This is a genomic window from Sphingomonas natans, from assembly GCF_030546695.1.
In the GTDB taxonomy this organism is placed as follows: Bacteria; Pseudomonadota; Alphaproteobacteria; order Sphingomonadales; family Sphingomonadaceae; genus Sphingomonas_I; species Sphingomonas_I natans.
In genome coordinates this window covers 193,753-214,720 of sequence record NZ_JAUOTP010000004.1, presented here as the reverse complement: position 1 = coordinate 214,720, position 20,968 = coordinate 193,753, and the positions used below count along the sequence as shown (strand labels likewise).

Annotated in this window: 21 protein-coding genes; 14 read left to right on the top strand and 7 right to left on the bottom strand. The window is 67.4% G+C overall.

The genetic code is table 11. The features are described from left to right. Positions 1–279 precede the first annotated feature (279 nt). The 5 genes from Q4F19_RS10590 to Q4F19_RS10570 all read left to right on the top strand — a co-directional run bounded on the left by Q4F19_RS10590 (position 280) and on the right by Q4F19_RS10570 (position 7,466). Complete coding sequence (locus tag Q4F19_RS10590; RefSeq protein ID WP_303542335.1) at positions 280–1,203, top strand: LysR substrate-binding domain-containing protein; 924 nt, start codon at positions 280–282, stop codon at positions 1,201–1,203. A 222-nt stretch (positions 1,204–1,425) separates the two neighbouring features. Then, positions 1,426–2,103, top strand: coding sequence for a PEPxxWA-CTERM sorting domain-containing protein (locus tag Q4F19_RS10585; RefSeq protein WP_303542334.1), 678 nt, complete (start codon positions 1,426–1,428; stop codon positions 2,101–2,103). Between the two features lie 333 nt (positions 2,104–2,436). Beyond that, positions 2,437–3,036, top strand: a complete 600-nt coding sequence (locus Q4F19_RS10580; RefSeq protein ID WP_303542333.1) for a TIGR02466 family protein — start codon at positions 2,437–2,439, stop codon at positions 3,034–3,036. Between the two features lie 360 nt (positions 3,037–3,396). Further along, the gene (gene parC, locus Q4F19_RS10575; RefSeq protein WP_303542331.1) at positions 3,397–5,703 is read left to right on the top strand and encodes a DNA topoisomerase IV subunit A; all 2,307 of its coding nucleotides are present in this window, start codon (positions 3,397–3,399) and stop codon (positions 5,701–5,703) included. 41 nt (positions 5,704–5,744) lie between these two features. Continuing rightward, entirely contained in the window at positions 5,745–7,466 is a 1,722-nt protein-coding gene (locus Q4F19_RS10570; RefSeq protein ID WP_303542329.1) for a putative bifunctional diguanylate cyclase/phosphodiesterase, read from the top strand. A gap of 8 nt (positions 7,467–7,474) precedes the next feature. Here Q4F19_RS10570 and Q4F19_RS10565 read toward each other — a convergent pair whose 3' ends face one another. The 4 genes from Q4F19_RS10565 to Q4F19_RS10550 are packed head-to-tail and all read right to left on the bottom strand — an operon-like array spanning position 7,475 to position 10,365. Then, positions 7,475–8,647: a CCA tRNA nucleotidyltransferase gene (locus tag Q4F19_RS10565; RefSeq protein WP_303542327.1), complete on the bottom strand. Its 1,173-nt coding sequence runs from the start codon at positions 8,645–8,647 to the stop codon at positions 7,475–7,477. After that, on the bottom strand, positions 8,644–9,225 hold the full coding sequence (locus Q4F19_RS10560; RefSeq protein ID WP_303542326.1) for a CoA pyrophosphatase: 582 nt from the start codon (positions 9,223–9,225) through the stop codon (positions 8,644–8,646). The genes Q4F19_RS10565 and Q4F19_RS10560 overlap by 4 nt, the downstream gene beginning before the upstream one ends. Further along, positions 9,222–9,791: a DUF1285 domain-containing protein gene (locus Q4F19_RS10555; protein WP_303542324.1), complete on the bottom strand. Its 570-nt coding sequence runs from the start codon at positions 9,789–9,791 to the stop codon at positions 9,222–9,224. The genes Q4F19_RS10560 and Q4F19_RS10555 overlap by 4 nt, the downstream gene beginning before the upstream one ends. Positions 9,792–9,846: 55 nt before the next feature. Next, a complete protein-coding gene (locus Q4F19_RS10550) occupies positions 9,847–10,365 on the bottom strand; it encodes a GNAT family N-acetyltransferase (RefSeq protein ID WP_303542322.1) in 519 nt (172 codons plus the stop codon). Between the two features lie 96 nt (positions 10,366–10,461). Here Q4F19_RS10550 and Q4F19_RS10545 point away from each other — a divergent pair, with 96 nt between their 5' ends. Both Q4F19_RS10545 and Q4F19_RS10540 read left to right on the top strand, forming a co-directional pair. Continuing rightward, positions 10,462–11,229 (top strand): SDR family NAD(P)-dependent oxidoreductase, encoded by a 768-nt coding sequence (locus tag Q4F19_RS10545; RefSeq protein WP_303542320.1) that lies wholly within the window; start codon positions 10,462–10,464, stop codon positions 11,227–11,229. Then, positions 11,229–11,630, top strand: a complete 402-nt coding sequence (locus Q4F19_RS10540; RefSeq protein WP_303542318.1) for a dihydroneopterin aldolase — start codon at positions 11,229–11,231, stop codon at positions 11,628–11,630. Before Q4F19_RS10545 ends, Q4F19_RS10540 begins: the two co-directional genes overlap by 1 nt. Here the strand turns inward: Q4F19_RS10540 and Q4F19_RS10535 are convergent. Then, on the bottom strand, positions 11,585–12,337 hold the full coding sequence (locus Q4F19_RS10535) for a hypothetical protein (protein WP_303542316.1): 753 nt from the start codon (positions 12,335–12,337) through the stop codon (positions 11,585–11,587). The two genes, Q4F19_RS10540 and Q4F19_RS10535, sit on opposite strands and share 46 nt — an antisense overlap. Before the next feature lie 413 nt (positions 12,338–12,750). Here Q4F19_RS10535 and Q4F19_RS10530 point away from each other — a divergent pair, with 413 nt between their 5' ends. From Q4F19_RS10530 to Q4F19_RS10515, 4 genes are all read left to right on the top strand, one after another. Further along, the gene (locus Q4F19_RS10530) at positions 12,751–13,383 is read left to right on the top strand and encodes an energy transducer TonB (protein ID WP_341850183.1); all 633 of its coding nucleotides are present in this window, start codon (positions 12,751–12,753) and stop codon (positions 13,381–13,383) included. 67 nt (positions 13,384–13,450) lie between these two features. Next, positions 13,451–14,188 carry a MotA/TolQ/ExbB proton channel family protein gene (locus Q4F19_RS10525; RefSeq protein ID WP_303542314.1) on the top strand — a complete coding sequence of 246 codons (738 nt, stop codon included), beginning with the start codon at positions 13,451–13,453 and terminating at the stop codon, positions 14,186–14,188. Between the two features lie 98 nt (positions 14,189–14,286). Continuing rightward, the gene (locus Q4F19_RS10520) at positions 14,287–14,769 is read left to right on the top strand and encodes an ExbD/TolR family protein (protein ID WP_303542312.1); all 483 of its coding nucleotides are present in this window, start codon (positions 14,287–14,289) and stop codon (positions 14,767–14,769) included. A gap of 31 nt (positions 14,770–14,800) precedes the next feature. Beyond that, a complete protein-coding gene (locus Q4F19_RS10515; protein ID WP_303542311.1) occupies positions 14,801–15,229 on the top strand; it encodes an ExbD/TolR family protein in 429 nt (142 codons plus the stop codon). Positions 15,230–15,317: 88 nt separating this feature from the next. On the opposite strand, the gene Q4F19_RS10510 is transcribed toward Q4F19_RS10515, so the two are convergent. Beyond that, positions 15,318–16,652 (bottom strand): VOC family protein, encoded by a 1,335-nt coding sequence (locus Q4F19_RS10510; RefSeq protein ID WP_303542309.1) that lies wholly within the window; start codon positions 16,650–16,652, stop codon positions 15,318–15,320. Between the two features lie 365 nt (positions 16,653–17,017). Here Q4F19_RS10510 and Q4F19_RS10505 point away from each other — a divergent pair, with 365 nt between their 5' ends. The 3 genes from Q4F19_RS10505 to Q4F19_RS10495 are packed head-to-tail and all read left to right on the top strand — an operon-like array spanning position 17,018 to position 19,640. Further along, on the top strand, positions 17,018–17,629 hold the full coding sequence (locus Q4F19_RS10505; RefSeq protein ID WP_303542789.1) for a protein-L-isoaspartate O-methyltransferase family protein: 612 nt from the start codon (positions 17,018–17,020) through the stop codon (positions 17,627–17,629). 26 nt (positions 17,630–17,655) lie between these two features. After that, positions 17,656–19,212, top strand: coding sequence for a TolC family outer membrane protein (locus Q4F19_RS10500; protein WP_303542307.1), 1,557 nt, complete (start codon positions 17,656–17,658; stop codon positions 19,210–19,212). A 14-nt stretch (positions 19,213–19,226) separates the two neighbouring features. Next, on the top strand, positions 19,227–19,640 hold the full coding sequence (locus Q4F19_RS10495) for a DUF2497 domain-containing protein (RefSeq protein WP_303542305.1): 414 nt from the start codon (positions 19,227–19,229) through the stop codon (positions 19,638–19,640). Between the two features lie 90 nt (positions 19,641–19,730). On the opposite strand, the gene Q4F19_RS10490 is transcribed toward Q4F19_RS10495, so the two are convergent. Next, positions 19,731–20,882 (bottom strand): hypothetical protein, encoded by a 1,152-nt coding sequence (locus tag Q4F19_RS10490; protein ID WP_303542303.1) that lies wholly within the window; start codon positions 20,880–20,882, stop codon positions 19,731–19,733. Positions 20,883–20,968: the final 86 nt, after the last annotated feature.

Here is a 20,968-nt window from a genome sequence, read left to right as displayed (position 1 = left end):
GTTCCAATGCGCCTGCGCGATAAGGAGGGCCAATCAATCGTTGCAGGTGCGGCATAAGCGTGGCTTATGGCAGATCGTCATGCCGAACTATGTCGCCCGGATTATTTGCCTCACCGCCCATCCTGAGGAGGGACCGAGCTTGTCGAGGGCCCGTCTCGAAGGACATGCATCGCCGGCAGGGCGCGTCCTTCGAGACGCCGCTTCGACAAGCTCAGCGGCTCCTCAGGATGAGCGGGAGGGTAACCCGGACGGGCATCGCGCGGGAGGAGCGGAATAGCCATGCGCCAGATCCCGCCGCTCGCCGCCGTCCGCGTGTTCGAGGCGGCCGCGCGCCATCTCAATTTCACCGCCGCCGCGAACGAGCTGGGCATGACGCAGGCCGCGGTCAGCTATCAGATAAGGCTGCTCGAGGAGCGGCTCGGCACCTCCTTGTTCACGCGCGGCGGGCGGCGCGTGGTGCTGACCGAGGCGGGGCGGCAGGCGGCGCCGCTCGTCTCGGAGGCGTTCGATACGCTGGACGATGCGTTCGGCTTCGCGCGCGCCGAGACGGATCAGGTGCTGTCGATCACCGCCGCTGTCTCGTTCGCCACCGCCTGGCTCGCGCCGCGCTTGGGCCGCTTCCAGCTCGCGCATCCCGATATCGCGCTGCGGCTGGAGACGAGCAACTTCACGCATGATTTCGGCAAATCGGGCCACGATATCGGCATCCGCACCGGGCGCGATCCGGCGATGTGGCCGGGTATGGCCGCGCACTTCCTCCACCGCGTCTATTTCACGCCGATGTGCAGCCCCGATTTCGCGCAGCGCCTGGGCGGGCTGACCGATCCCGCGCAATTGCTGACCGCGCCGCGTCTGGCCTCGGACGCGGACTGGTGGGATCTGTGGTTCAAGGCGGCGGGGGTAGAGACCGCGGTCTCGATGGTCCCCGCGACCCGCTTCGATGCGCAGAATCTGGAGGCGCAGCTGGTCATGGCCGGGCAGGGCGTGACCCTGCTCACCCCGACCTTCTGGACCGCCGAGCTCGCCGACGGCCGCCTGATCCGCCCGTTCGAGACGGTCGCGTTCGATGGCGTGTGCATGTGGCTCGTCTATCCCGAGCCCAAGCGCCGCCTGCGCAAGGTCCGCCTGTTCCGCGACTGGCTGATCGAGGAATATGCGATCCACGCGCGCACCGACACGACGGGCGCGTTCGTCGCGCCCTGATCGCATGTTGTGCGGTCCCAGAGCCGGCGATGACGCCCACGGACCTCATCTGAACTTCGCAGGACGCGTGATATTCATGAAAGCATAGTCGAGCCTGCAGATGCTTGCGTCGAGACCATGAGTTCCCAAACCGACAACTTGTCGGTTAATTTGAGTCGTGATATTTTCGGCTAGTCGATTCCGTGCGCTAGGACCATCCGGCGACGATAGAGGGGAGAAAAAATGTCTCCGAAATGCCTCTACGGGCGATCGTGGCTCGCTGCCGCGTCTTCGGCCTGTCTTTTGATTGCGGTGAGTGCGGCGCCGGCCGCAACCGTCGATGTCGACCTCAGCGGCGCGACGAGCGGGTCGGTGGTCACCGGCGTCGGCGCGTCGTTTGCGCAGACCTTTCTCGGGCAGACGGCGGCGGGCATCGGCATCACTGGATCGCCGACGAACCCGCTTACGCTCCGTTCGAATGGGCTTGTCGGAGTCGTCTTCTGGGATCCGTTCGTCGCCCCTGCGTCCAAGTCGCTGCTGTCGCAGCCCGGCAATGCCGCGCCGCTCTCGGCGCTACTCGACAGCGCCGCCGATGGCCTGTCGTTCACCTCTGGTACTGCCGACGGCAATACCAGTTTCTCGATCGATTTCTTTTCGGCGACCGGGGCGCTGGTCGACTCGCGAGCAGTCACGACCGTGTCCGGTTATGCCAACTACAGTTTCAGCGGGCTGACCCCCTTTGCGGGTTTCACCATCTTCGACAACACGGACACGTTTGGTCTGCGTTTCCAGAATTTCTCGTACAATTCGGTTTCGTCTTCGGTGCCCGAACCGGCAAGTTGGGCGCTCATGGTCGCCGGCTTCGGCGCAATCGGCGGTGCGTTGCGCAATCGCCGCAAGGTATGCGTCCGCTACGCCTGAGCGAGTCTTCGCGAAGGCGGCGTTTTCGGCGCCACGAAGGGCCATGGCGCTCAGCGAATGATGCGCAGCATCGGCCTGTCCTCAATCACATAATCGGCTGAGCGGCGGCCGGCATGCCCTTGGTCTCCGGAATATATCGCAGCAATACCAGGGACTGAACGTCCATCATGTGAGGGAAAGAGAGGTGGTAGCGCCCACCAAATTGCGACGGTTGGGAAGTTCGCTGCGACAATGGCGTTGAGACCAACGCGCAACCGCGTCGCGACAAGAAGCTACGAAATCGCGCCGCCCGGCGCGATTGGCAAGCCGCGCCCGCCCCCCTATCGCGACCGCATGACCACCCGTCGCCTCTTCGCCACGCTCTTCTCCGAGAGCGCGCTCGACGATCCCGCTCTGCTGGAGGAGCTGGCGCACAGCTGCCGCACGCTGGCCGAGGATGATCGCGCCGGGCGCGCCTGGTCGAAGGAGAAGGGCTATCGCGGCTATACGTCCTACGCCTCGCTCAACGATCTGCCGCAGCGCGATCCGGTCTTCGCCGATCTGGTCAAGGCGTTGAACCGGCACGTCGCGGTGTTCGCGAAGGAATGCGGCTTCGATCTCGCCCGGCCGCTGAAGCTCGACAGTCTGTGGGTCAACGTCATGAAGCGCGGCGGCGTCCATTCGGGGCATATCCACCCGCACAGCGCGGTCTCTGGCACGCTCTACGTTGCGGTGCCGCCGGGCTCGGGCGCGCTGAAGCTGGAGGATCCGCGGCTGGCGATGCTGATGGCCGCCCCCATCCGCCGCCCGGATGCGGCCGCCGATCTGCAGCCGTTCGTCTATGCCGAGCCCAGGCCGGGCGCGATCTATCTGTGGGAAAGCTGGCTGCGGCACGAGGTGATGCCGAGCGACGCGAAGGACGAACGCATCTCGATCAGCTTCAATTATCGATAGTCCCGGTGCGCAGCGATGCGCGCCGCATCGGCAGGGAGCCTAAAGCAGGCCCAACTTCCAGAACGCGCCGAACAGGAGCGCGGCAGCGGGGACAGCGAGGCACACGGCGTTCAAGTCCGAGCAGGACGTTCCGTTGCGGGCCGTACGGGCCGCCAGCCAATCGCGCATCGCATGATCCTCGCCTTGGGCGGGTAGTCCCGCTCTGGACCCAATTTTCCATCGCGCCACGGCCGCGGTCAAGAACGGTGCGGAATCATCGTGGGCGCGATGCGGGGGGGTGGTGATGGCCCCGAGCGACGTTAGCGATGCCGCCCATCTCCGGCTCGCCTCGCCGGATCGGCGCTGCTAGACGCTGTCGGAATGCCGCCTGCGCCCGCCCCCCACGATCATGTCGTCGACGCCCCCTTCGATAGCGCGCTGAGCGAACGCTATCTCGTCTATGCACTCTCGACGATCACGGCACGCTCGCTGCCGGACGTGCGCGACGGGCTGAAGCCGGTCCATCGCCGGCTGCTGTGGGGGATGCGGCTGCTGCGGCTGGATCCGGCATCGGGCTACAAGAAATGCGCGCGCGTCGTCGGCGACGTGATGGGCAAATATCACCCGCATGGCGACGCCTCGATCTACGATGCGATGGTCCGCCTCGCCCAGCCCTTCGCGCTGCGCTACCCGCTCGTCGACGGGCAAGGCAATTTCGGCAATGTCGACGGCGATAATGCCGCGGCGATGCGCTACACCGAGGCGCGGCTGACCGCGGCGGCGATCCGGCTGATGGACGGGCTCGACGAACAGACCGTCGATTTCCGCCCGACCTACAATGGCGAGGAGGAAGAGCCCGAGGTTCTTCCCGGCCTGTTCCCCAATCTGCTCGCCAACGGCGCGTCGGGCATTGCGGTCGGGATGGCGACCTCGATCCCGCCGCACAATGCTGCCGAACTGCTCGACGCCGCCATCTTCCTGATCGATCGGCCCGAGAGCGATCCGCAGGAATTGATGCAGTTCGTGAGCGGGCCCGATTTCCCGACCGGCGGGATCATCGCCGACAGTCCCGCCGCGATCGCGGAATCCTACGTCACCGGCCGCGGCGGCTTCCGCGTCCGTGCGCGCTTCTCGACCGGGCGCGACAAGGCTGGCGAGTGGGAGAAGACGGGCGTCGAGAAATTGGCGGGGGGCACCTGGCAGCTCGTCATCTCCGAAATCCCTTATGGCGTGGCGAAGTCCAAGCTGATCGAGCAGATCGCGCAGCTGATCGCCGACAAGAAATTGCCGATCCTCGCCGACGTCCGCGACGAGAGCGACGAGGCGATCCGGATCGTCATCGAGCCGCGCGCACGCACCGTCGACGTGCAGGTGCTGATCGACAGCCTCTATCGCCTGACCGATCTCGAGATCCGCGTGCCGCTCAATTTGAACGTGCTCGACAAGGATCGCACGCCGCGGGTCATGTCGCTGAAGCAGGCGCTGGCGGCGTGGATCGATCATCAGTTCGAGGTGCTCGTCCGCCGCTCGAAGCACCGCTTGCAGAAGATCGCCGACCGGATCGAGCTGCTCGACGGCTATCTGATCACCTATCTCAACCTCGATCGGGTGATCGCGATCATCCGCGAGGAGGACGAGCCCAAGCCGCCGCTGATGGCCGAGTTCGACCTTACCGATCGGCAGGCCGAGGCGATCCTCAACATGCGGCTGCGCAGTTTGCGCAAGCTGGAGGAGATGGAGCTGCGCAAGGAGCGCGAGAAGCTCGACAAGGAAGCCAAGGGGCTCGAGGCGCTCGTCGAGAATCCCGGCCGCCAGCGCACCCGGCTCAAGCAGGATTTCGCCAAGCTGCGCGAGGCCTATGGCCCCGAGACCGCACTCGGCCGCCGGCGCACGACGATCGAGGAGCAGGGTCCGGCACGCGAGATCCCGCTGGAGGCGATGATCGAGCGCGAGCCGATCACCGTGATCCTCTCGCAGCGCGGCTGGATCCGGGCGATGTCTGGCCATCGCGATCTGGCGGCGGCCGACACGCTCAAGTTCAAGGAGGGCGACGGCCCGGCCTTCGCCTTTCACGCGCAGACGACCGACAAGTTGCTGCTCTTCGCCGACAATGGCCGCGTCTATACGCTGGGATCGGACAAGCTGCCCGGCGGGCGCGGCTTCGGCGAGCCGGTCAAGCTGATGATCGATCTGGAGGGCGATGTCGCGACGCTCGCGCTGATGCCCGCGAAGCTCGGCCAGAAGCTCCTGCTCGCCGCGAGCGACGGCAAGGGCTTCGTCGCGCAGGTCGCCGAGATCGTCGCCGAGACGCGCAAGGGCCGCCAGGTCGTCAACGTCCGCGACGGCGCGAAGCTCAAGGTCATCCACCCGATCGCGGCGTCCGACGATTATGTCGCGGCGATCGGCGACAACCGGAAGCTCGTCGTCTTCCCGCTCGCCGAATTGCCCGAGATGACGCGCGGGCAGGGCGCGAGCCTCCAGCGCTATCGCGACGGCGGACTGTCCGACGCGATCAGCTTCCGCTTTTCCGACGGCCTCAGCTGGGCGATGGGCGGCGAGTCGGGCCGGACGCGCACCGAAACCGATCTCGGCGCATGGCGCGCGGCCCGCGGCGCGGCCGGACGGATGCCCCCGACGGGATTTCCGCGAAATAATCGTTTCGGACGTGTTATTGCGGATCCGAACTGAGACATTATTAACGTCTCGGAGATAGTGATTTCGGGATGGATATGGGGAAGATCAGCGGTGGGCTCATTCGCACGCAGCCTTTCGCCGGTGCGCCCGGCGACATGGCGCTCTCCTTTCCGTCGGCTTCGGCCACCGCGCTCCAGCAATATCTCGATGCGCTTCCCATCGCCGCCGGCGTCGCGGTGCTGGGCGACAACGGGCCCCGCTTCCTCGCGCGCAACGAGCATCTGGTCCGGATGCGCAACCGCGTGCCGGACGCCAATCTGGGCGATTTCATCGCGCGCGTGATGCGTCATCTGACCAGCGATACCGAGAGCGAATCCTATGCCTGGGAAGAGCCCGGCGTCGGCGGTCGCCATTTTCAGGTCCACCTGACGCCGCTGGATGCGCACCCCGTGCTCGGTCGCCGACTGATGATGAGCCTCATCGATTGCACCGCCGCGATCGAAACCGAGCGCTCGCTGCGCTTCGGCATGCTGCATGACAGCCTCACCGGCCTGCCCAATCGGCTCGCTTTCTCCGAAGCGATCGAGACGATGCTGGAGACGGACGAGGACGATGTCGGCGGCTTCGCGGTACTCGCGCTCGATCTGACGCGCTTCAGCCGGATCAACGAGGGCATCGGATCGCTCGCGGGCGACGAGCTGATCCTGACCGTCGCGAGCCGGCTGCGCTCGGTGCTGCGGCCGCAGGACATGCTGGCGCGGATGGCGGCGGACGAATTCGCCGTGCTCGTGCCGCTGACCGAGGGGCCGGGCGATGCGCTGCACGTCGCGCGCAGGCTGCAGGAATCGCTCGCTTATCCGCTTCGCCTGTCCGAGCTGGAGATCAAGATCGATTGCGCGATCGGTTGCGCGCTGTGGCACGAAAATGCGCTGGGCGCGGGCGACATCATCCGCAACGGCCAGTTCGCACTGAAGCGGGCCAAGCGCTCCGGCCGGATCGAGGTGTATCAGCCGGGCGAGGCCGGGCGCGCGCGGCGGCGCTTCAGCCTCGAGACCGAACTGCGCCGCGCGATCGAGGCCGACCAGCTCGATCTCGCCTTCCAGCCGCTCGTCGATCTGGAGACGCGGACGATCTCGGGCTTCGAGACGCTCGCCCGCTGGAACCATCCGGACCGGGGCGCGATCCCGCCGATCGAATTCATCACCGTTGCCGAGGAATCGGGGCTGATCCTGCCGCTCGGCCGCTGGGTGATCGATCGCGCGGTGGAGACGCTCGCGTCGTGGGACAGGCAGGCGGGCGGACCGCTGCCCATCTATTTCAGCATCAACGTCTCGGCCGTGCAGCTCGCGCGCGATTCGGTGGCGTCGGCGGTCGCCGATGCGCTGCGCCGGCACGATCTGCCGGGCGACCGGATCACGCTGGAGCTGACCGAAAGCTCGATCGTCGCCGATCCCGATCGCGCGTCGGACATGCTGGATGCGCTGAAGGCGCTTTCCTGCCGGATCGCGATGGACGATTTCGGCACCGGCTATTCCAGCCTCGCCTATCTCCAGCGGCTGCCGATAGACGTCCTCAAGATCGATCGCCAGTTCGTCTCGGCCATGTTCGACGACAAGGATTCGACCGCGATCATCCGCGCAATCCTGAGCCTCGCCAACGCGCTCGGCATGACGACGATCGCCGAGGGAATCGAGACGGCGAACGCCGCGCATCTGCTGGCAGCGCTCGGCGCGACCACCGGGCAGGGCTATCATTTCGCCAAGCCGATGCCGGCGGCGCAGGCCTTCCAGCATCTGGTGGGTCGCAAGGCCGCCTGAGCGGCCGGCTATTCCGAGCGCGCGACCTCTTCCTGCACCAACGCCTCGACCCGCGCGCGATCGGGGAAGCCCTCCGCGATCCAGCGCCGCTCGATCGCCGCCAGCGCCGCCGCGACCTTCGGGCCGGCGTTCATCCCCAGCGCGACCAGCGCGCCCCCGCCGATCGGCAGGCGCGGCGGCGTCCATCCCTCGATCGCGGCGAGTCCCGGCGCGTCACCGGCCAGCAGCAGTCGATCGCGCGCGCCCTGCGCGCCGATCCGGTATGCCAGCGCGCGCGGATCGCCCTGCGCGGGCTCGGCCGCGACGATCAGCCGCTTGCGCTGGAGCTTGGAGAGCTTCAGCCGTGCCCCGACCTTGTCGGCGACGGCCGGGTCGGACGGCAGCAAGGCGGCGAGTCGCCGGATCGCGTCGCCGTCGCCGCCCTCGCGCGCCACGAGCGCGGACAGTCGCTCGACGCCGGCGCGATCGATCTCCGGCAGGACCGGGAGGAAGATACCGCGCGACACCATCACTGCGATCGTCGGTGCGGGATCGGCCAGCGCGAGCAGCTTGATCAGCTCCTGCGCGATCCGCTCGCGCGACAGCGCCATCAGATCGTTGGCGCGCGCCGCGCAGGCATCGAGATCGGCCGCCGAGGGCGGCCCTTTGCCGAATCGGGCGTGGAAACGGAAGAAGCGCAGGATCCGCAGGTGATCCTCGGCGATGCGCGCGAGCGGATCGCCGATGAACCGGACCCGGCCGGCGGCGAGATCGTCGAGCCCGCCGAAATAATCGTGGACCAGCCCGTCGCGCGGATCGGCGGAGAGCGCGTTGATCGTGAAATCGCGCCGGGCGGCGTCGGCCGCCCAATCGTCGGTGAAGGCGACGATCGCGTGGCGGCCGTCGGTCTCGACGTCGCGGCGCAGTGTGGTCACCTCGACCGGGCCGGACGGCAGCACTGCGGTGACCGTCCCGTGCGCGATGCCGGTCGGTACCGCCTTGAAGCCCGCCGCGCGGATGCGCCGGACGGACTCTTCGGGCATGTGGACCGTCGCGAGATCGATGTCGCTGGGATCGAGGTTGAGGACCGAATCGCGCACATAGCCGCCGATCGGCCGCACCTCGCCATCCGCTGCGCCCAGCGCCGCGACGAGCGCGGCCAGGCCTTCGCGTCGTTCCAGCGTTTCGGGCGGCAGCTTCATGCGAAGGCCCGCAGCTTTTCCGAGAGCGTCACGATCATCGCCGCGGTCGCCCCCCAGATCCGCCATTCGCCCCACATTATCTCATAATATTCGCCGCTACGGCCATCGTCTTCATGGACCAGCCGAACGTGGTTGGCGCTTTCGAGGAGGAAGGCGAGCGGCACTTCGAATACCGCGGCGACCTCGGCTTCATGGGGTGTCAGCGCCAGGTCCGGCGGCACGATGCCGACGACCGGCACGATCTCGTAGCCGGTGAAGGTGCGATAGCGGTCGGAGGTGCCGATGACCTGGACCAGCGCCGGATCGAGCCCGATCTCCTCGTCCGCCTCGCGCAGCGCCGCGGCGATCGCGTCGGCGTCGTCCGGATCGACCCGCCCGCCCGGAAACGCGACCTGCCCCGCATGGTGCCGCATGTCGGCGCGGCGCAAGGTCAGCAATACGCCCGGCTCGGGCCGGTCGGTGATCGGAACGAGCACCGCCGCATCAGTGAAGGAGAGCCCTGCCGACAGGAACGCATCGCCGCCGATCGCGTCGCTAGCCGGATCCAGTGCGGCGCGCAGCCGATCCGCCAGCCTCATGCCGGCGCCAGCGCCTGGAACGCGCCTTCGCTCCACAGGCCGAGCGGCTCGCCACCCTCGGCGATCGCGAGCTCGGCCAGTTCGTAATAGACGGAACGGGCGAGCAGCGCCTCCAGGCCGCGCCGGACGTGCAGATATGGATGCGGGCCGTCTTCGGCCTGCGCCGTGCGAAGCGTGTGCTCGGCATCGGCGACGACGATTTCGTCGGTATTGAGGCGGAAGGCGAGCCGGCGGTCGCGGCCCTCGCCCTCGCTTTTCACCTCGACCGCGACGAAGGGTGCATCCTCCACCGCGATCGCCAGCTTCTCGACCGGGGTCACGAGCACGAAGCTGCCATCTGCCTCGCGCCTCAGGATCGTCGAGAAGAGGCGGACCATCGCCGGACGTCTGATCGGCGCGCCCTCATGATACCAGGCGCCGTCGCGCGCGATCCGCATCGCGCTGTCGCCGCAATGCGCCGGATGCCATTGATCGACCGGCGGCAGCCGTCTGGCCTCCACCAGCTCGGCGATCTCGGTCAGCGACAAGCTTGCCAGATTTTCGGGCAGGGGCGTGGTTTCGGGCATGCTGCCCAGTTAGGCGCGCGGACGAAGGCAGGGAAGGGGCGGCGCCCCGCAGCGATCAGCGGCGCGGGCCGAGATGACCGTCTGCGGGCAGGGTCATGCCGGCCGGCACGCGCGCGAGCAGGCGCCGCCGCTCGACCGGCCCCGGCACCGTCCACTCGCGCGTCCAGTGCGCCTCGAAGCCGAAGAAGCGACCATAATATTCGGGATCGCCGATCAGCACGAGCGGCTCGCTCTGCAGATAATCGGCGGCCGCGATCATCCGCTCCATCATCTTGCGGCCGATACCCTCGCGCTGGAGCGCAGGCTCGACGGCGACCGGCCCGACGAGAATCACGGGCACGTCCCCGTCGAGCGCCGCCGGCCAGCATTGCAGCGATCCGATCAGCGTGCCGCCGCGATCGAAAGCGGCGAACGAGAGATCGACGATCGCGGTCATTCCGTCGCGGATGCGATAGGCGGTGCGCCGCCGCCGATCCGGGCCGAAGACGCGATCGAGCAGCGCATCGACATCGGACGCCGCGGCGGACCGGAGCGGCGCGATCGTGAAATCGGCGAGGGCGGGGGCATGATCCAAGGCGCGCCGGATAATCGAACGCGCGCGAAACGCAACGACAGGCCGATGACACCGCTCGCTTGCCGTGTCGGGGCCGCCTCGCTACCGGCGCGGACGATGACCCCGGAGTTCGGCAGCCCGCGCACAGCGATCGTCACCGGCGGTGCCCGCCGGATCGGCGCCGCCTTCGTGCGCGCGCTCGCCGAGGATGGCTGGACGCTGCTCGTCCATTGCTATGATTCGCCGGAAGAGGCCGAGGAGATGGTCGCTGGGATGCCCGGCGCGCGCGTCGTCCAGGCCGATCTCGGCGCGCCGGATTGCGCGGAGACGATCCTCGGCGCGCTGGAGGGCATGCCACCGCCCGCTCTGCTCGTGAACAATGCGTCGCGCTTCGAGCTGGACCAGTTCGACGATTTCACGCTCGAAGGCTGGGATCGCCATTTCTTGCCCAATCTGCGCGGGCCGGCGCTGCTCACGCGGGCGTTCGCACAGCGCGTGCCGGCGGGATCGGGCGCGCTGATCGTCAACATGCTTGATGCCAAGCTCGCGCAGCCCAATCCGGACTTCTTCACCTATACGCTTTCGAAATACGGCCTCGCGGCGCTGACCGAGCTCTCGGCGCGGGTGCTGGCGGAGCGCGGGATCCGCGTCTGCGCGATCGCGCCGTCGGTCACGCTCGTCTCGGGCAAGCAGACGCGCGACAATTTCGATTCGGTCCACATGCTCAATGCGCTGCGCCGGGGGGTCACGGTCGACGATCTCGTCGCCGCGCTCCGCTTTCTGATCGCGAGTCCCGCAATCACTGGCGACGTCATCCGCGTCGATGCGGGGCAGCGCTTCCTCGGGCTCCCCCGCGACGTCCAGTTCCTCGACGAAAGATCCTGATGACCCACGAATCCGCCGCTGCCGCGGCGATCCCCGCCCAACTCGCCCCCCGCAGCTTCCGCATCTTCCTCGACGGGCTGGATCTCCCGGTCGATATCGGATTCCACGATTTCGAGGTCGGCGCGCCCCAGCGACTGCGCGTGACGGTCGAGCTGTGGGTCGACGAGGCGCATTTCCCGTCGAGCGATCGCGTCGCCGAGGCGTGGAATTACGATCTCCTGCGCACCGGCATCCTCCGCCTCGCCGAGGGCCGCCGCTTCAATCTGCAGGAAACCTTCGCGCGCGAAATCTATGCGCTGATCGCCGCGCGGCCGGGCGTCACGGCGATTCGCGTCGTCACCTCGAAGCCCGACGTCTATCCCGACTGCGCGGGCGTCGGCGTGGAAATTTCCTCCACCTGACCGCGCCGGCAGGCGCCGAGCCCGCTGAGTACGGTCTGATAATCCTCGCTTGCGATCGTCGCATCGGCGGGCTGGAGGCCTTCGGTCGCGTTTCCGGGGAGGGTCCGGGGCAGGCCGCAGGCGAGCCGATACCAGAGCAGGGTGTCGGGCGCGGGGGGCGCGGCGCTCGCGTCGGTCAGTTCGGACAGCGCGACCGCCCAGCGCGGGGTCTCGCCCGGCCGCCGCAGAATCGATAGCGAGATCGGTCGGTTATCCGGCGTTTTCAGGAAGATCTGCGTCTCTCCCTCGCCGGGAAGCGATCCCGCGACATGGAAAGCGTGGCCGATGCCCGTCACCGCCGGCGGCGCATCGGGCGCGACCGCGGCGCTCAGTATAGAGCGCAGGCGCGTCTCGTCCGCAGTGGTCCGCGCGAGTTGCGCGTGGGGGCCGATCAGGCGGATCTCGCCGGGGCGGCTGCCGGGCGCCGCCAGCAGCAACACCTGCTGGCCTTTCAGCTTGGGCGTCTTCTTCGCGATCGGCAGATCCGCGAGATATCTTATGGTCTCGGGCAGCTCTGCGCGGCCCGCGATCAGCGCATCGGCATGCGCCTCGATCAGATAGCGCGTTCTGCCCGCCGGCACGCCGACGGCGGTCTCGCCTTTCAGCGCAGTCGCCTTCACGATCGTTGCGGCGACGACGATCGGCGCCGCTAGGGCCATATCGGCCATGTCAGGATATGAGAGATTTGTCTCGAAAGCTCCATATTGCGGTATTGACGCGGCGTTAAGTGTCTGGGTGCCGACACCGGTGGCAATTATCACGGCAAGGGCGGGCAGCAGGCAGCGCATCATCAGTCTCGCTTTCCGAAGGGTTCATGCGTCAGGATGCAATCTCGTTTCGAATGTCGTCGTCACATCGACGGAGCGTGCAGGATTCAAGAGGGTTGCCGCAACGAAGTGTATGATGCCTATAAAGGGCTTGCGCTGAGAGGAAGCCCCGCGATAGGAAGTCTTGCCGCCGGCTTAACAGCAATCGGGAAGCGGGGACGGTGGCATCCGTTGTGGCCGCGCCTGTGCGCTGTGTCACATATCGAATTCAGATTGAGGAGTCTTGTTCCTTAATGGCCTACGCTGATCAAACGATGAGCACCCGCAAGGCCGTCTCGATCGGGCTTGTGGTCGCGCTCCACGCGGCGCTCGGCTACGCCTTCATCACCGGGCTTGCCTATAATGTTATCAAAAAGGCTGCCCAAGACTTGAAGGTCGTGGACGTCCAGGAGGCGCCGCCGCCGCCGGAACAGAAACCACCACCGCCGCCGCCCGAACAGAAGTTCGAGCCGCCGCCCATCGTCGCGCCGCCTCCGGTCGTGCAGACGCCGACGATCGCTCCGCCGATCGTTGCCGTCCCGTCGCCGCCGGTGTTCGTGCCGACCCCGGCTGCGCCGCCGGCTCCGCCGCCCCCTCCCGCTCCCGTGGTCTCCAAGGCCGCCGGCGCGAAGGGTGATCCGGCGCAGTGGGTGACGTCGGATGACTATCCGCCGGCCGCTCTTCGCGAAGAGCGGGAAGGCGTGACCAAGGTCACGTGGCAGATCAACGAGCAGGGCCGAATCGAGAATTGCTCGGTCGTCGCCTCCAGCGGCTCGCCCGATCTCGACGAGACGGCCTGCCGTGTTCTGACCCGCCGCGGGCGTTATTCGCCGGCGATGGACCAGTCGGGCAAGCCCATGCGCACCTCGCAGAGCCGCACGATTCGCTGGCAGATACCCAAGAACTAGGTGAGAGCGGTCGGCACCGGCCGACCGCCGATCCTTTCGAACCCCAGACCCAAGGATGTCACCCGTCATGGAAAAGAACGCCAACCCTTATGGCCTGATGGCCGCGCTCGAGCAGGGCGGACTCATCGCGCAGACCGTTTTCGGTATCCTCGTGATCATGTCGGCCGCTTCGTGGTACATCATGTTCACCAAGCTGCTCGAGCAGCAGAAGGTCCTGAACCAGGCCAAGCGCGTCCGCACCAGCTTCTGGGGCACGCCGACCATCAAGGACGGCGCGTCGAAGCTCGAGAAGGATTCGGCCTATCGCCAGATCGTCGAAGACGGCCTGCTCGCTCAGGAGCAGCACACCAAGCTGATCGACCCGGTCGACCAGCATGAGTGGCTGCACGGCTCGCTCGATCGCAGCACCGCCGCGATCAACTCGAAGCTCGGCAACGGTCTCGCGGTTCTCGCGACGGTCGGTTCGACCTCGCCGTTCGTCGGCCTGTTCGGCACGGTTATCGGTATCTACCGCGCGCTCATCAAGATTGGTGCTGCCGGTCAGGCTTCGATCGACGCCGTCGCCGGCCCGGTCGGTGAGGCTCTGATCATGACCGCGCTCGGTCTCGCCGTCGCGGTTCCGGCCGTGCTCGGCTACAACTGGCTGATCCGCCGCAACAAGGTCGTCGCCGAGCAGATCGGCATCTTCGCGACCGACCTGCACGGCTACATGGTCTCGAACGGCGCGCTTCGTCCGGCGATCGCTTCCGCCAAGGTCGCTCCGGCCCCGGCCGTGAAGACCGCCGCGATCCCGCCGAAGGCCTGAAGTCTCTGATCCGGCGGGGTCTTCGGGCTCCGCCGGCTCTCACTCGCGAGCCCGTGCTTTTGCGGGCCGCCAGAAGCTAGAACAGGACACGCCGACCCATGGCCATGAGTGCCGGCCCCGCCGAATCCGATGCCCCGATGTCGGACATCAACACGACTCCGCTGGTGGACGTCATGTTGGTTCTGCTCATCATCTTTCTCATCACGGTCCCGGTCGTGATCCAGACCGTTCCCGTAAAGCTGCCGTCGGTCGTGTATGAGCCGACGACCAGCAAGCCGGAAAATGTCGTCCTCTCGATCCGTGGCAATTCCAGCGGCGGCTGCGAGGTTTTCTGGGGCCAGTCGCGGATCAAGCCGCAAGAGCTGCTCGACAAGTCGGTCGCGAAGCTGCGGGCCGAGATCGACAAGCAGGGTGGCCCATCCGCCCCCGGCCTCGAACTTCCCGAGGTTCACATCCGTGCCGACGTCAACACGCCCTGGCGCTGTGTCGGTGGTGCGATGACGAACGTGGCACGCGCGGGCTTCGCCCGGGTCGGCTTCATCTCGCAGCCGGAACCCGGCGCCTATCACGCCGAGCGTTGATCCAAGCCTGCCTTCGAAGGAGTAGTTACCCATGGCCATGAGTGCAGGCAGCGCCGAAGGCGAGCCCATGATGGACATCAACACGACGCCGCTCATCGACGTCATGCTGGTGCTCCTGATCATGTTCATCATCACCATCCCGGTGCAGACGCATGCGGTTAAGCTGGATCTCCCGCAGAACCAGCCCAACACGCCGCCGCCGCCGATTCTTCCGGTGAAGAATCGCGTGACGATCGATGTGACCAACAAGATCTTCTGGAACGGGTCGCCTATCGATATGACGGTGCTGCGCCAGTATCTGGATCAGACCCAGCAGATGAACCCGATTCCCGAGCTGCATCTGGAGCCGGATCCGCAGGCTCGCTACGAAGTGGTCGACGAGGTGCTCGCCGTGACCAAGCGCGCGAACGTCTCGAAGATGGGTTTCGTCGGCAACGAACGTTACGCCGGCTACGAGTGATCTGGGGTCGCTCGGGCGTAATGATGGGGGGCGGTCCGTTGGACCGCCCCTTTCTTTTTGGGCGCCGCAGATCACCGGGAGGACTTTGTCAGCTGCGGGCAGTGCCCGCCGGCCAGCCGAAGGCGCGATCGACCGCGGCCAGCGATTCGGCCTCGTCACGGGCATAGAGCGTGAATTCGTCCGATACGGGCTCGCCGAGCGCCTCCTCGAACGCCGGGCGCGAGCCGGCAGCGGCATAGCTCCCTTGTACTTCGTCGCCGAGATTGGAGCGGAAGATGCCCGCCGCGCTGACCGGCAGGAAGTCCTCGTAGGTGATCGGCGCGGCGACGACGGCGCCGTCCGCGATCAGCGCCTCGAGATTGCCGGGCGACGGTGGTAGCCGCCGCGGGGCCGATTCGGCCGGCCGATAGCGGAAGAAAGCGAGCCGCTCGCGGCGGAGCGCGTCGGCGTCGTCCGGCAGGCTTGTGTGCGCCTCGCCGGCGATCAGCCGATCGTAGCGCGCCCGGCCTTCGCGGGTGAGCGCGGCGCCGCGTTGCTCGATCTCGCCGAAGCGCGCGGTATGGCTGCCCTCGGCGGAGAGGCCGGTGCGTCCGGGGAAGGCGACGGCCTCGCTCAGCGCCTTGAAGCTGGTCTGCCGCAGCAGGATCGGGCAACGCCGCCGCGGCGGTCCCTCGATCGTATCCTTCGGGCCGAAGCCGAGCGCGGCCATCCGCGCATGCGCCGCATCGATGTCCAGCACGCGCGGCGTCAGATGATTGATGTGCGGACCAGGAAAGCTGACGACGTCGGCCACGAGCCGGTGGCTGGCGAGCAGACGATCATAGATTTCGCGGTCGATCGTCGCTCGGCTGTGCCAGCGGAAGGTTTCCAGCAGCGCGGGGAGGAATCGTTCGGACTGGGCCTCGTCGAGACCGCCATTCGCGTCGGCGGCGGCCAACAGCGCGGTGGCTTCCTCGGTCAGGATCGAGCGGCGGGACAGGATCGCGGCGGCCTCGTCGCGGAGCGCGACATCCTCGATCAGCTCCAGCCTGAGCAGCGAGGTGAAGACCCGGAACGGGCTTGCCGCCAGTTCGCCGGCATCGACGGGCCGGAAGGCGGTGGAGTGGACCGGGACGCCGGCCGCCGCGAGATCATAATAGCCGACCGGCCGCATCCCCATCAGCCGGAAGGCGCGGGCGACGCACCTGAGCTCGCGGGCCGTACCCAGCCGGATCGCGCCGTGCCGTTCGGCATCGATCCGGTCGCCCTCGCCGCTCGCGCGCAACGCATCGGCCAGCGTCGGATCGGCGACGAGCGTCTCGCGGTTGATATCGGCGACCAGAGCCAGCAACGCGCCATATTGCGGCACCTCTGCGCGATACATGTCCGAGAGCATCGCGGCGAAGCGCGCGCGTAATTCGGAGGCAGGGACGAAGCCGCTCATTGCTGCGAGGTGGCCGAGAAAGGGACATATTCGGCCGGGCAGGCGGGAGGACCAGATCGCATCCCCACGTCCTAAGCCATCCCGATTTCCCGGCAAAGCGCGATGCGCCAGCAACGAGCCATTGACCTTGCCGCGCCATTAACCAAAGGGAAACCATGCGGTGCGTAGCGCTTTCTTGCGCGCGGACGGTCCGCGTTGCGCGATCCCGTCCTTGCGACGGAGTGAAGAATGCGGTCCCGGCATGTGCTTGGCGGTCATCGTCCGGCGTTATATGGCATTGCACAACAATCTAGTGTGTTGTATGTGTAAAACACCAAAAGGCGAGAAACGTGGGCCAGCATAATTTCCTAGAATTGCGACGGGCGATGGTGGCGAGCCAGCTGCGCACCACCGCCGTCAATGATCCCCGCGTCGTCGAGGCGATGGGTGCGGTGCCGCGCGAGGGCTTCGTGCCCGCAGAGCGCGCGAGCCTCGCCTATCTCGATATCGCGCAACCGCTGGGCGAAGGCCGCGCGCTGCCGGCGCCGATGGTGCTGGGGCGGCTGCTGACCGAAGCGCGCGTCCGCCCGCAGGACCGCGTGCTCGTGATCGGCGCGGGCAGCGGATATGCGGCAGCTGTGCTCACCTACCTTGCGGCGCACGTCGTCGCGCTGGAGGAGGATGCCGGGCTCGCCGCGATCGGCGCGGCCGCGCTGCCCGCCACCGTCGAGACCGTGACCGGACCGCTCGCGGCCGGCTGGAGCGCATCTGCACCCTATGACTTCATCCTGTTCGACGGCGCGATCGAGCGCGTGCCGCAGGCGATCGTCGACCAGCTTGCCGAAGGCGGACGGATCGGCGCCGCGTTGGTGGAGCGTGGCGTGACGCGGCTGGCGATCGGCCGTCGCGTTGCCGGCAGCTTCGGCCTGACGACCTTCGTCGAGGCCGAATCGCCGATCCTGCCGGGCTTCTCCGCGCCGGACGCTTTTCGCTTCTGATGCAGACCGGGGGGGGATCGGGCAGAGTGGTTACGCGCAGATGGCTGGCGGGGGTCGCGGGGGCGGCCTTGTGCGTCTCCCCGGCGATGGCGGATACGCTCAAGGATGCGCTGGTCCAGGCCTATGGCACCAGCCCGGTGCTCGCCGGCGCGCGCGCGCAGTTGCGCGGTGTGGATGAAGGCGTGCCGATCGCCAAGGCCAATGCGCGGCTGCAGGTGAGCGCCACGATCGGCGTGACGCAGAGCACCGATGGCCTGACCACGTTCGAGAATGGCGGCCGTGCGCTGACCGGCGGGCTCAACCTCTCCTATCCGCTGTTCCAGGGCGGCCGCGTCAAGAACGCGATCAACGCCGCCGAGGCGCGCGTCATCGCCGGCCGCGCCGATCTGCGCACGACCGAGGGCAATCTCTTCACGCAGGCGGTGAGCGCCTACATGAACGTGATCCGCGACCAGTCGGTCGTCGAGCTCAACGCCTCCAACGTCCGCGTGCTGGAGACCAATTTGCGCGCCAGCCGCGATCGCTTCCAGGTGGGCGATCTGACGCGCACCGACGTCGCCCAGTCCGAGGCGCGGCTCGCGATCGCGCGTAGCCAGCTGGCGACCGCGCAGGGCAATCTCACCGCAAGCCGCGAAACCTATCGCCAGGTCGTCGGCAAATGGCCCGAGAAGCTCGATCAGCCGCCGGCTTTGCCCAAGCTCCCCGCGACCGCCGACGATGCGGTGAAGATCGCGCTTTCCAATGCGCCGACGATCGCATCGGTCACGGCCAACACGCAGGCGGCGGGCTATGACGTCCGCACTGCCTCGGCGCAGCGGCTGCCGGTCTTCTCGGTAACCGGGGGCACGAGCTACAGCGATTATCTGAACACCCGCGCGCAATCGTCGGGCCAGCCCGCGAGCCTGAACGACCAGTTCGATCAGACGGTCGGGCAGAACCGGATCGGCCTGCAGATGACCGTGCCACTCTATCAGGGCGGCGGCGTCGCCGCGAGGGTGCGGCAGGCGCAGGCGCAGGAGAGCGCGGCGCTGGAGCAGGGCATCGATGTCGAGCGGCGCGTGATCGCGACGACGCGCGCGGCCTATGCCAATTTCAGCGCGGCGGGAGAGGCGATCCGCGCCAACCAGCAGGCGGTCTCGGCCAACCGGCTCGCGCTGGAAGGCGCGCGCGCGGAGAATACGGCGGGTACGCGCACCGTGATCGAAGTGCTCAATGCCGAGCAGGAATATCTGAACGCGCAGGTCGCGCTCGTCACCGCGCAGCGCGATCAATATGTCGCGGGTTTCGCGCTGCTCAACGCGATGGGCCAGGCGCAGGCCGACGTCCTCAATCTCGACGGCGGCGCGCTCTACGATCCGGTCGCGCATTACGGGCAGGTCCGCAATCGCTTCGGCGACTGGAGCGACGACAGCAAATATAAGACGACTTCGGTCCATACGACCGGCGAGACGCCGAAGGATGCGGACGTCCAGCCGCTCGCGCCCGATCCGTTGCTCGGCACGGACAATTCGGTCGCGACGATGCCGGCGCCGGCGGGTTCGCTCGTGCCCAATCCGGCGAACGTGACACGGCCGCCGCAGTAAGCGATAATCCGCGGATGGCCGAGATTTCCACGACACAGCCGATGGACGAGATCCTCGCCTCGATCCGACGCATCATCACCGAGGAGCCGCTTGTCGGCGGGCCTGCTCCGGTGGCCGATGCGGCGGACGAGGAGCCGGAGGACGTGCTGGAGCTGGGCGAGCCGCTGCCGGCTGAGCCGGTCTCGGTCGCGCCCTTCCCGGTGGCGGAGCCTTCGGCCTTGCTGTCCGAGCGGACGCAGGCGGCGAGCCAGCGCGCGCTGGCGGCCTTGTCGGGGCTCAGCATCGATCCCGATGCGGATGCCAACACGATGGACGGGCTGGTCCGCGAGATGCTGCGGCCGATGCTGAAAGACTGGCTCGACGCGCATCTGCCCGAAATGGTCGAGCGGCTCGTCGCGCGCGAAGTCGCGCGGATTTCGGGGCGCTGACCGGGCGTCAGGGGCGCGCCTTCATCGCGCCGACTCGTTCGCTTCCAATTGGTCAATGCCGGCCGCCCGCTTGGCAGCGCTATGAAGCGGTTAAGCCGCGGGCTTGGGCTCTACTTTGGTCACATCCAGTACGCGCAGCTCCGGCGCTCCCACTGCTTGGCGGATCAGCGATCCCTTCGGCACCATCCTCGTCGCCCGCAGCGTGAAGCGCTCCACCCGATAACGGCCCGGCGAGCCTGGCGTGACCGTCAGTGGGGCATAGCGTCGGCTCGCCACCTGCCGGAGATAGGGGGCGGCCCAATCCTTCAGTCGGTTGCCGCGCAGAACCTCCGCGTCGGATACGCTGCCGTCGGGCCGCACCAGGAAGCCGATATCCACCCATTGGATCGGGACGGTATCGCCAGATCGCGGCTGCATCTGATCGCCATTGCCGAAACGCTGAGCCATTAATGCCGAGGCCGCGCCGGGCTCCTCGGGATATTCGTCGGCGCGGATCAGCAAAGGCGGCGCCTGCGGATCGGCGCGCAGGGCGGAGAGCAGTGCCTCGACTCCGCTGCCCTTGCCCCGTGCGCTCGCGATCCGCGCTTCCAGCACCGTCCGCATCTGGACAATGTCGGGGTCCGATGCGGCGGGCATCCTGGCGATCTCGCGAAGGCGCGCTTCCCCCAGTGCGAGCCTGTTTCGGGAAATCGCCATCGCCGCTGCCCGCAACGAAGCGATCGCCGCCAGCCACGGGCGGTGCTGATCCGTATAATCCTGGGCAGCGGACCGATATTGCCGCTCGGCTTCAAACCAATCGTTCGATTGCGCGCGCGCATCGCCCAATTCTATCGGCAGCAGCACGAGCATCGGATCGCCCGCCGGCAGATTCTCGCGGAGGGTCGCGGCGCGAGAGCTCGTCGCCTTGCGGAACGCCTCCATGTCGCCGACGTGCAGGTTAACGGTCGCACTCGCCTCATAGAGCGCGGCGACCATGCGCGGATAGCGGCCCGCATCTCCCTTCGTCCGATCAATCACGTGGCTGAGCGTGGCGAGCGCGTCGAGATAGCTTCCCTGCGCGAGCTGCAACTCGGCCTGCGCGATCGAAATGCGGACATCGTCCGGGGTCTGGCATCCGGCGGCCAGGCATTTGGCAAGCGCCGCCCCCGCCCGTTCGGCCCGAACGACGATATCAGGCGACGCGGTGGGCGCCGGAGCCGCCGTCCCAGCGGCAGCGAAAGAGAGCAGGGCTGTGAACAGCATCCGAACCTCCATAGGTCGCGTCTCACGCAACCGCAGGATGCCGGGCGGTCTCCGCTTGCGCAAGTCTCGCGGGCGAATTTCGAGCG